Here is a 10,771-nt window from a genome sequence, read left to right as displayed (position 1 = left end):
TTCATGTAGGTCGTGATTTGCCGCGCGTTCAGCCCGCGTTCGCTGCCGCCGTTCGCGTCTGCATAGTCCGAGCCGAATTCGGCCAGCCGTGTGATCTCGGATTCGTCGACCTCGCCGTCGACCTTGAGAATCCGGGAGCCGGCGCCGTGCTTGTCCAGCGGCCCGTTGCGCAATCGGTCAAGCACGGCACCCGACCACCAGCTCTTGAAGAGACGCAGCGGACCGAGGCCGTTCGCGATCAGCGCGACGAGATAGATTTCGATGCCTGCCAGCCGTTCCTTGAGTCCTTTTTCGCCGGTTGCCGATTCGATGGTCGCGGTGAGCTTCGGCAATGGAACGACATGGCCGCCGACATATCCTCCCGCGACGAGGCCGCGCAGGAATGGGCAGGGGTTGTCGGACGACACCGGGATTTGCTGAGAGGGGCCTGCGGACGAATCGGCGGGCTGGTCTTGCATGACCGTCAATCCTCAAAACATGGCTTCATCAAAAACGGTTTCGAGACTGGAACGCCGGCAAAATAAACGCGAGCGGAGTTCAACCTGCCGATGTGGACAGGTTCAGAAATCCAATTCGCTGTCGACTGTATGCAGGCAACTCGACCGGTGCAATTTTTCTGAATACGTAGTTCGGGTCTTTTCCGCTGCGCCAGGTTGCGCTCAGTCGAAGGGCTTGGATGGCCCATCGGCGCGGGCGAGTTCGCCCAAGGGGACGCCCGCCTTCAACAGGCCTTCACGGTAATGGGCAATGTCCGCCGGGTTTTTCCAGCGGAAATTGCGCAAATGCCGCTCGACCGTCAGGCTTGGAAAGCCGGTCAGGAGGATTGCGGCAGCTTTTTCCGCCTCGTCGGTTCGACCGGATTGTGCCAATGCCGCGGCCCTGACTGCAAGCACCTGAAGGTGATTGGGTGTGAGGTAAAGCGCCTCGCGCGCCCAGGACAGGCACGCGTCATATTGTTTCAACAAGTAATGGGCGAAGGCCAGCAGCGCATCCCACCGGTATCGCGGGTCGCTATTGCCGCGCTGCACGGCCATCGAAAACAATTCGATGGCCCGTTGCTGCTCGCCGCTGACGAAGTGAGCCATTCCAAGGATGGCGCGAGCGCCCATATCGTACGGATTGAGGGTGACGGCCCGTTTCGCCGCCTGCATCGCGATGTCGTAATTTCCTTCCATCGCATGCATATAGGACAGGATCGAAAACGCGAAGGAGGAGCGGGGATCGAGCTGAACGCTGCTCTCCGCAAGGCTCATCGCCTCGTTCCACAATTCGCGGGTGCTTTTGAGCCATCCGAAATGCACGCCTTGGGTTAGGATTGTGGCAAGATAGGCGCGCGCGATCGCAAGCGAGGGGTCGAGAACCGTGGCTTGTCTGAACAGATCGATCGATGTTTCGAAATCGGCCTTGGTGTGCCTGTAGTAGTGGGAGAGGCCTTTCAGGAAGCGATCCCAGGCGGTCGGATCAGCCGAGGTGCGCGTTGGGGCCGAGGCCTCTGCCCGGAAAATTTCCGGTGCGATCGCCGCCGACAGGTTGGTGGTGAGCTCGTCCTGCATGGCGAAAAGGTCGCCGATATCGCTGTCATAACGACCGGCCCATAGCTGCTCGCCGCTCTCGGGGGCGATCAGTTCGGCGGTAACCCGAATCTTGTTGCCCGCGCGCCGCACCGAGCCCTGGATCAGATAGGTAGCGTCGATCTCCCGGGCGATGAGGCGCGTCGGCAGATCCTTGCCCTTGAAGGAGAAGGTCGCGTTCCGGCTCAGCACCCGGAAGAACGATTGCAGCGACAGGGCATGGATGAGGTCCTCGGTCAATCCGTCAGAAAAGTACTCCTCCGCGCGGTCGCTTAGATTGACGAAGGGAAGCACGCCGACCACGGCCGTGCGGTATTGGGCGGTAAGGTTGGACTTGTCGCGAAGGATGCGGTCATCGGGTTCGGATGCGCCGGGATTCCAGGTCCAGACGCTGATCGCCTCTTCGATGTTCTTGAAGCGCCGGCTTCCGGCATCGGCCAGAGGAACTTGGATGTGCTTGTTCGCCTCCCGATAGGCCTTGCCGGAAACGGCGACGCCGCCAGGCGTCGCAACCGATTCAAGGCGGACGGCAATGTTCACGCCGTCGCCGAAGACCTCGTCCTCATCGGCTATCACGTCGCCCATGTGGACGCCGAGACGAAACTGCATCAGCCGATCGGGCGGAAGCTGCCCGTTGCGCTCCGCCATCAGGGTCTGGATTTCGATCGAGGATTGCAGCGCGCCGACCACGCTGGGAAACTCGAGCAGGAAGCCGTCCCCGGTGTTCTTAACCAGGCGGCCGCCGTGATTGAGTATGATGGGATAGATCGCGCTGCGATGAGCCTTGAAGGTCGCATGCGTGCCTTCCTCGTCGGCCCCCATCATCCGGGAGTAGCCGGCAACATCAGCGCAGACGATGGCGGCCAGGCGTCGTTCCATCCTATAGCGTTTCTCGCGGGGCGCAGTCCGGCAGAAACCAAAAGTACGCGGTCAGGAGACCGAATCCAATGGCCTAAAGCATGAAGATTGGGCGAATGTTACCCTTGAACAACCGCCTTCGCGATCATGCAGTGGATTCCTTTGGAGCCGTTAACCGTCTGGGTCACCCGCAGATCGGCCGCCAGGCTGCACAGCGTATAGGCGTCTTCTCGGGACAAATTCCGCCTTTCGCCGATAAGTACGATCATGTCGCGCAGCGCCCGCACGACGCATTGGTCGAGATCGGGATCCATTGCCATGGTCATGTAGTGCGTCGGGGTTTCCGCACGCGGATACGTGAACCGCAGATCCTTCCGCAGCGTCAACTTGAACCGCCCTTGCAATGCGGTCTCGATGGCGGTGACGCAAACCTCACCGTCGCCCTGCACACCATGGCCATCGCCGCAGGAGAACAGGCCGCCGGGCACAAAGACCGGCAAATAGAGTTTGGCGCCGGGCGTGAGTTCCTTGTTGTCGAGATTGCCGCCCATCGCGCGCGGGATCAGCGAGGTGATGCGGCCCCAAGCGGGTGGCGGAGCGAGGCCCATCACACCGAAAAACGGCGAAAGCGGAAGCTCGAGCCCCCACGGCAGCCGCCCGATCATTCGCGTTCTGTCCAGAGGAATGTTGATCAGTCGCGGCTCGTGGAAATCGTCCGGCAGCGTGCCGGCCAAAGGACGGATCAGATTGTAACCCCAATCCTGGCGCAGCTGGACGTCGAGAATGTCGACCTCGAGGACGTCGCCGGGTTCGGCGCCTACCACTGCGACCGGCCCCGTCAGGATATGTCCCGGCACCATCCGCTCATTTTTGGTGTGAACCTCGGCTAGTTCGGGCGGAACGTGGAAACGGCTGCGGTCCGGCACCACTTCTGGGCCGCCGCTGATCGTGTCGATCGTGACTTCGTCGCCGCTTTCGATGGTGAGTACGGGCTTCAGCTTGGCTTCGAAGAAGCCCCAATGGCAGGTTTCCGGGCTCGAACGCAGATAGTGATGCTTCATGGCGCGGCTTCTGGGCTGATGGTCTGGGTGGACGGCATGGCGTATGAGGTTTTGTGGCGAATGATTGCGATTCCAGCATTCGCATCTCGTTGGGAATGTCAAATCGATCTGGCAGGAGATCTCCGTTGTTTTTCGTTCTCTCAAAAACCATCGGCACCATGCTGACGCCGATCGATTTGCTGATCGGCATCGGCGTGCTGGGCGCGGTTCTGTTGCTCACCCGATGGATGGTGCTTGGTCGCAGGCTGCTGGTTGCCTCGGTCCTGCTGCTGGCGCTGTGCGGATTTTCGCCAGTTGGCAAGCTGTTGATCCTGCCGCTAGAGGAGAGATTTCCACCATGGGACGCGTCTCATGGGGAGCCCGACGGAATCGTCGTGCTTGGTGGCGCCATCGAACCTGATCTGTCGGCCGCGCTTGGCCGGCCGGCCCTGGGCCATTCGGCCGACCGGATCGTCGCAACGGTGGAACTGGCCCGCCGATATCCGAACGCTCGTATCGTTTTCTCCGGCGGCAACGCCAACCTGATTGGGGACAAGTCGCCGAAAGAAGCCGACTACGCGTTGACCATGCTCGAAGAGCTTGGCGTTGCCAAAGAACGGCTGATAGCCGAACGGCTGTCGCGCAACACGGTCGAAAATTCCGAATTCGCCAAAGCCGTCGCCAAGCCGAAGGATGGCGAGCGCTGGCTGCTGGTGACGTCGGCCTATCACATGCCGCGTGCGATGGGCCTGTTCCGCAGAGCGGGATTTAAGGTGGAAGCCTTTCCGGTCGACCGGCGCACCAGTCGATCCGAAGCTTTCTCCTTTTCCGCCATAGCGATCAACGGCCTGGAACGCACAGATGTGGCGATGCGCGAGTGGATTGGGTTGACGGCTTACTGGCTGACGGGCAAGACCGATCGCTTCTTTCCGGGACCGGAGCGGAAGTAATGGCAGGGTCGCAGCGACCCGCTAATCAGTTTAGGATTGGCCGGCGTACTCAAGAACGCTGATCGGGGAGTAACCATCGTGCAGCAGACCTCACCGGAAAGATTCGATCCCGCCGGCATGGTGGCGGACCTGAACAGCCTGCTCCGTCTGAAGACGACTGTGATTGGCTTGAAAATGTTCGCAACCGTCGAGGAAATGACGGAGATCCCCAAGATCAGGCGGCCGACCGCGATTCACACCACCGACCAGATCGTCAGCATGGCCTCGCGGCTCGGCTGGACAGTGGGTATCACGGCCGACGATCTCGTCGGCGCGCAATGCCGCGCGGTGATCGGTCTTGGCCCTCAGGACGAGAAGTGGCTTGCTGGAGAGAACTACGTAGGCGTATGGCATGGCACGGCGGAGGATGCGAAGAAGCGGCAGGAAGCGCTCGATGTCGTGCCCTTCGGTCGGTATCAGGCGATGGCGGTCAGCCCGCTCGCCAGCGGACGTCTTAATCCGCCGGATATTTGCCTTGTCTATGCAACGCCCGGCCAAATGATCATCCTGATCAACGGGCTGCAATATACCGGATACAGGAAGTTCGAATGGGGCGTGGTCGGCGAGACCGCGTGCGCGGACTCATGGGGCCGGGCGCTCAAGACCGGAGAGCCCTCGCTTTCGCTGCCCTGTTTTGCGGAACGTCGCTATGGCGGCGTCCCTGACGAGGAGATGTTGATGGCGCTCAAGCCCTCCCATCTGGCCAAGGCCATCGCCGGGATGAAGCAACTGGCCAAGAACGGCTTGCGCTATCCGATCGCGCCGTATGGTATCCAGAGCGACGTGCGCGCCGGCATGGGCGTTTCATACGGCAAGAAGTAAGTCGCGCCATCACGTTTAGGGAATTCGCATGAAATCTTCGTCCAACTTCGACATCGTTGTCTATGGAGCGACCGGGTTCACCGGCCAGCTTGTCGCTGGATATCTGGCCGCGCACTACAAGAACGACGCTTCGTTGAAATGGGCGATGGGCGGCCGCAGCCTCGACAAGCTGAAATCGGTGCGCGAGGCGATCGGCGCTCCCGCCGATACGCCGCTGATCGTGGCCGACGCCGGCGATCCGGCTTCGCTCAAGGCGATGATCGATCAGACCAAGTCCGTTGTGACCACGGTAGGTCCGTATCTCCTGTACGGAAATGAATTACTTGCCGCGTGCGCAGCTTCGGGCACCGACTATTTCGATCTTTGCGGCGAGGTGCCGTGGATGCGGCGGATGATCGATGCCCATCAGGCAACGGCAGAACAGAGCGGTGCACGCATCATGTTCTCCTGTGGCTACGACTCGTTGCCGTTCGAACTCGGCGTATTCTTGTGTCAGGAGGCCGCGAAGAAGACCTTCGGGGCACCGGTTGCCCGGGTCAAGGGACGGGTTCGCGCCATGAAGGGCACGTTCTCAGGCGGCACGGCGGCCAGTGGCAAGGCCATTTTTGACGCCGCCGCGAAAGACCCGAGCCTGCTGACATTGGTGCGCGATCCCTTCGCGCTCACGCCGGGTTTCACAGGTCCGAAGCAACCAGCGGGCAACCGTCCGGTGTTCGATGAAGATCTACAAACCTGGCTGACGCCATTTTTCATGGCGAACATCAACACGCGCAACGTGCATCGCTCCAACGCGCTGCTCGGCTTCGCTTATGGACGGGATTTCGTTTACGACGAAATGCAGATTGCCGGTCCGGGCGAAGAAGGGGAGGCAAGAGCCAAGCGCATCATGGCGGCCAACAACAATCTTGCCGGAGCCGCGGTGCCCAAACCCGGCGAGGGTCCTTCGAAGGAGGAGCGGGAGAGCGGGTACTACGATTTGCTCTTCGTCGGCATTGCGCCCGACGGTCGACAGGTTCGCGCATCGGTCAAAGGCGACCGCGATCCCGGCTATGGATCGACCTCCAAGATGATTGCCGAATGCGCGGTCTGCCTGTTGCGGGATGCGCCAGACGTTCCCGCGGGGATCTGGACGCCGGGCTCGGCCATGCAGCACAAGCTGATCAAGCGGCTTGTCGACCACGCAGGCCTGACGTTTCAGGTCGAAGCGTGAGGATTTGCTGAAGTCAAAGCGAGGCGATGCTGGGAAGACGCCTCCGTCGAAGCGCCGACGCTGCGATCGGGGCGAACCTTGTACGTCTGCGCCGCTGCGAACATGCCCCACATCGTGCCGAGCATCATCCAGAAGTGACGCCAGTGGTCGGTGTCGATGATGAAGGCCTCTCCGACCGTCCCGAGAAATGCTGCAAAGATCGCAAGATAGAAGCGCTGCCACGGGACGCGCGTCAGCACATGCCTAAATCCCGTGATGACCGTCACCGCGATCAGGGTCGGATAACATATCCCGGAGAGCCATCCCCCGGACATGAAGGCATTGAGGTAGGAGTTGTGGGTGTCTTCCGGGAAGTAGTTGTGGAACTGCAAGGGACCAATGCCGAACGGCAGGTCAAGCGCCATTTGGGCGCCGAGAATGTGACGGCCAAAGCGGCCGAAGCGGCCTTCGTCGTAGCTCTGGTCGAAGCTCGCGCGCTGCTTGAACATCTCGTCGACGGAATCGAACGACAAAAGAATGGCAAGCAGTGCCGCCGCCAGGACCACGGCCACGATAGAAATGACCACGATCCGCATGCGCTCGGCGCGCGTGCGGCTGGTCAGGAACATCATGGCGAGCATGAAGGCAGCGGTGATCGCAAGACCGCCCCAGGCGGCGCGGGAGAAGGCGAGCAGGATCGCAATCGCGATGACGCCGAACGCCAAAGCATTGCGACTTGCCTTCGCGAAATGATCTGCAACGACGCTTTGCAGCGCGAAGAGCGCCGGCAGAATCAGGAACGCGCCGAGAACGTTCGGATCCTTGAACGTTCCCTTGGCGCGTCCATAAAGCGTGAGGAGGTCGTGCCCCCCGGGAATGAGATTTAGATAACCCGCGATGGCCGAGATCGCTGCGATCATCGCGCCGGCGAGAAGGCCCCGGCGGAGCATGTCGAGCCGCGCCGCGGTATCCTCCGACATCACCATCGCGAAGAACATCACGGTCACCGCCATGTACCACGAGGTCGCGATCCAGTTGACGACCTCCGGCTTGCCATAGAACGGGATGGCTCCGATGCTGTAACCGATATTGATCAGGACGAGTAGCAAAAACAGGGGCACGAGCACGAGCCGCATGCGCAGGCCGGTGGCGCAGAACAGGACGGCTGCGCCAAGCGTCATGACCTCATACGGGCTGGGCTCGATGATGACGATCGCCCCCGAGGCTGCCACCAGCCACACCAGCAGGCGCTGGAATACAAGAAGGCGCGGCGTAGCCGTTATGGCCGGGTAGGGACCGGCGATCGCCGTATACGCCATCGACATCTCGAAATACTCACGCAACAGACGCCGGAATACGCCCGGCGTGGAATCAATAGGCGTTCTCGTTTTTCGTCAGCAGCGCCAGGGGCGTTTTGAGAAGAATGTAGAGGTCGAACAGCACGGACCAGTTCTCGATGTAATAGAGATCGAATTCCACGCGCTTCTGTATCTTTTCTTCGTTGTCGATTTCGCCGCGCCAGCCGTTGATCTGCGCCCAGCCGGTGATGCCGGGTTTGACGCGGTGGCGCGCGAAATATCCGTCGACAGCCTCGTCGAACAGCCGGCTCTGCAACTTGCCCTGCACCGCATGCGGCCGCGGCCCGACCAGCGAAAGATTGCTTTTGAATACCACGTTGAACAGCTGCGGCAGCTCGTCGAGGCTGGTCTTGCGGATGAAGCGGCCGACACGGGTGACGCGGCTGTCGTTCTTGGTCACGACCCGGGCGGCCGTGGGATCGGCCTGATCGTGGTACAGCGAGCGGAACTTGAAGACGTCGATGCGCTCGTTGTTGAAGCCGAAGCGCTTCTGGCGGAACAGTACGGGACCGGAGCTATCGAGCTTGACCGCAATCGCGACCAGGGCCATCACGGGCGCGGCGAGGAGAAGGATGACGGCGCCGACGAGGTGGTCGAACATCCACTTCATCACCAGATCCCAGTCGGTGATCGGTGCCTCGAACATGTCAAGCGTCGGCACCTTGCCGAGATAGGAATAGGAGCGGGGACGGAAACGAAGCTTGTTGGTGTGCGCCGACAGACGAATATCCACCGGCAGCACCCACAGCTTCTTCAGCATTTCGAGAATTCGCGTTTCCGCCGAAATGGGCAGCGCAAACAGGACCAGGTCGATGCGGGTGCGCCGGGCGAATTCGACGATATCGTCGACCTTGCCGAGCTTCGGCCTGCTCGCACAGGTCTCGAGCGAACGGCCGTCGTTGCGGTCGTCGAACACGCCAAGGATATCGATGTCGGAGTCGGCCTGCGCATTGAGTGCTGCGATCAGTTGTTCGCCATTTTCGTCGGCGCCGACGACGACGGTGCGCCGGTGCAAACGTCCCTGGCGAGCCCAGTAGCGCACCAGCGTGCGCAGAAACAGCCGTGCCGCGATCAACGCGACGAGACCGATGAAGAAGAATGCAGAGAGCCAGAGGCGGGATATTTCGTTGCCGAGCTTGGCAAAGAAGGACACGCCGATGAACAACAGGAATACGAACGCCCACGACGAGATCATGCGCGTCATCTGGCGAAGCTGCCCGCGGAAGATCTGAACGTCGTAGATATCGGCTGCCTGGAAACAGACCACCGCAGCGAGTGTCATCGTCAGGATGGCAACGACATATTCCCAATGGAACCCGGCGATCGGTGCCACGTAACCGAGATAGAGCCCAACGCCGATGCAGCTCAGCATCGCAAAGTCGGCGATGCGAACGATGCCGGCAATCACGACCGGCGAATAGGCGCGGCCGACTTTCTGGCTCGCGACCCGCAGCGCGGCCTTTGAAAGCCGCCGCCGCCGTTCGAATGACGGGGCTCCCGGAGCGGCCGTCGCTGAAGCTGCGGCGGCGTCCAACATCGAACGTGCATTAATGGGTTCCACAATCATCCAATCCGCACTTGCCGGCGCGATATAGGCCGGCGCACAGCGCGCCGAAATCGGCAAACCTCGGCTTAGAGGACAAATCGGAAAAAACGGTTATCGGTGTAAGGAATGGTTAACGTCGCGCAAATGCCTCGCGATAACTAGCGAGCACGCCTTCGACCATGGCCTTTTGCGAAAAGTGCGTGAATATCCGCTCGCGAAGCGCTTTGGCGCGCGCCGACGCGTTGGATGGATCGTCGAGCGCCGCCTCGATCGCATCCGCCATCGCGCCGACCGAGTTCGGCGCAAACAATGCCTCGCGATGGACGCCGAAAATCTCGGGGATGCCGCCGACGTCAGCGGCAACCATCGGAATTCCGGCCGCGCCGGCTTCGATCACGACATAAGGCATGGAATCGCCGCGCGAGGGAACGACGAGCAGCTTCCCCTTCGAGAAACCGAAGCGCGCCTTGACGTGACCGACGAATTGCACGGCCTCGGCGAGGCCGTGCCTTTCGACGAGCGCCTTCAGGGCGCCGAGCTCTTCGCCATCTCCGGCAAGTGTTAGCGTCACCGGCCTGCCTGCGGCGCGCAGCCGCGCAACAGCCTCGATCAGGAGATCGGCGCCCTTGATGTGGCGAAACTCGCCGACATAGGCGATGTCGGTGGCGTCCGGGGCGAGAGTCACTGAATCGAACTCGGCCGCGGTCACGCCGTTGAATACGCAGCGGACCAAACCGGCCTTCGGCGTGCCGATCGTGCGTTGATAGGTGTCGCGGGCGAAAGCACTTTCAAACAGGAAGAGCTCGGTATTGTTCATGAGCGCGCGTTCGAGGCGGCTATAGAAGGCCCCTTTCCACGTCGAGAGCGGATAGTGCAGCGAGCCGCCGTGCGGAGTATAGACGCGAATGAAGCGCTTCGAGCGGCCAAGCATGCGGATGAAGGCGCCCGCCTTGGCGCCATGTCCGTGCAGCACATCCGGCTTCAGCCGCGTGATCAGATATTTGAAGCGGGCCCAGACGAGCAGATCGGTAAGATCGGGTTCGCGGTGGATCGCCACGCGCCAGACGCCAAGCTTCAGTCGTGGCGCAATTTCGGCCAGTGCCGCGCTGGCGCGATCGCCCCCCGTCAGACTGTCCGCGATGATGCCGACGTGGTGTCCGGCATCGATCTGTCCGTTGGCTAGATCCAGAATGTGACGAAAGATTCCGCCGACTGGCGCGCGCACCGCGTGGACAATGCGAAGGGGCCGATTTGCGGTTTCGGCCATGGTTAGAACCAGCGTTCGCCGACGAGGATGGTGTCGCCGGGGCTGATCGGGGTGCCGAGCGGCACGACGGTGCGACTGGCGCTATGGGTCAGCGTAACGCTGTCCCGCTTGGCGCGCGGCGTGAAGCCGCC

The 10,771-nt window shown here is 61.4% G+C and carries 8 protein-coding genes and 2 pseudogenes; 3 read left to right on the top strand and 7 right to left on the bottom strand.

The window, feature by feature from the left end; genetic code table 11:
* From NEZ08_RS15940 to NEZ08_RS15930, 3 genes and pseudogenes are all read right to left on the bottom strand, one after another.
* A pseudogene (locus NEZ08_RS15940) lies at positions 1–458 on the bottom strand (cytochrome C); the annotation flags it as partial.
* A gap of 201 nt (positions 459–659) precedes the next feature.
* On the bottom strand, positions 660–2,450 hold the full coding sequence (locus tag NEZ08_RS15935; protein ID WP_298108690.1) for a tetratricopeptide repeat protein: 1,791 nt from the start codon (positions 2,448–2,450) through the stop codon (positions 660–662).
* A gap of 98 nt (positions 2,451–2,548) precedes the next feature.
* A complete protein-coding gene (locus NEZ08_RS15930) occupies positions 2,549–3,490 on the bottom strand; it encodes an acetamidase/formamidase family protein (protein ID WP_298108688.1) in 942 nt (313 codons plus the stop codon).
* Between the two features lie 125 nt (positions 3,491–3,615).
* On the opposite strand from NEZ08_RS15930, the gene NEZ08_RS15925 reads away from it, so the two are divergent.
* From NEZ08_RS15925 to NEZ08_RS15915, 3 genes are all read left to right on the top strand, one after another.
* Positions 3,616–4,419 carry a YdcF family protein gene (locus tag NEZ08_RS15925; RefSeq protein ID WP_298108683.1) on the top strand — a complete coding sequence of 268 codons (804 nt, stop codon included), beginning with the start codon at positions 3,616–3,618 and terminating at the stop codon, positions 4,417–4,419.
* A 78-nt stretch (positions 4,420–4,497) separates the two neighbouring features.
* Entirely contained in the window at positions 4,498–5,280 is a 783-nt protein-coding gene (locus tag NEZ08_RS15920; RefSeq protein ID WP_298108680.1) for a DUF169 domain-containing protein, read from the top strand.
* A 28-nt stretch (positions 5,281–5,308) separates the two neighbouring features.
* Complete coding sequence (locus NEZ08_RS15915) at positions 5,309–6,490, top strand: trans-acting enoyl reductase family protein (protein ID WP_298108677.1); 1,182 nt, start codon at positions 5,309–5,311, stop codon at positions 6,488–6,490.
* Here the strand turns inward: NEZ08_RS15915 and NEZ08_RS15910 are convergent.
* The 4 genes and pseudogenes from NEZ08_RS15910 to NEZ08_RS15895 all read right to left on the bottom strand — a co-directional run.
* The gene (locus NEZ08_RS15910) at positions 6,475–7,788 is read right to left on the bottom strand and encodes an O-antigen ligase (RefSeq protein ID WP_298108675.1); all 1,314 of its coding nucleotides are present in this window, start codon (positions 7,786–7,788) and stop codon (positions 6,475–6,477) included. The genes NEZ08_RS15915 and NEZ08_RS15910 overlap by 16 nt on opposite strands.
* A gap of 52 nt (positions 7,789–7,840) precedes the next feature.
* Positions 7,841–9,364, bottom strand: coding sequence for an undecaprenyl-phosphate glucose phosphotransferase (locus NEZ08_RS15905; RefSeq protein WP_298108672.1), 1,524 nt, complete (start codon positions 9,362–9,364; stop codon positions 7,841–7,843).
* A 139-nt stretch (positions 9,365–9,503) separates the two neighbouring features.
* On the bottom strand, positions 9,504–10,640 hold the full coding sequence (locus tag NEZ08_RS15900) for a glycosyltransferase family 4 protein (protein WP_298108670.1): 1,137 nt from the start codon (positions 10,638–10,640) through the stop codon (positions 9,504–9,506).
* Positions 10,641–10,642: 2 nt separating this feature from the next.
* A pseudogene (locus NEZ08_RS15895) lies at positions 10,643–10,771 on the bottom strand (polysaccharide export protein); the annotation flags it as partial.

It is taken from the genome of Bradyrhizobium sp. (assembly GCF_027451485.1).
Taxonomy (GTDB): Bacteria; Pseudomonadota; Alphaproteobacteria; order Rhizobiales; family Xanthobacteraceae; genus Bradyrhizobium.
Note: the sequence above shows the minus strand (reverse complement) of the source record. Positions and strands in the feature narration are given on the sequence as shown.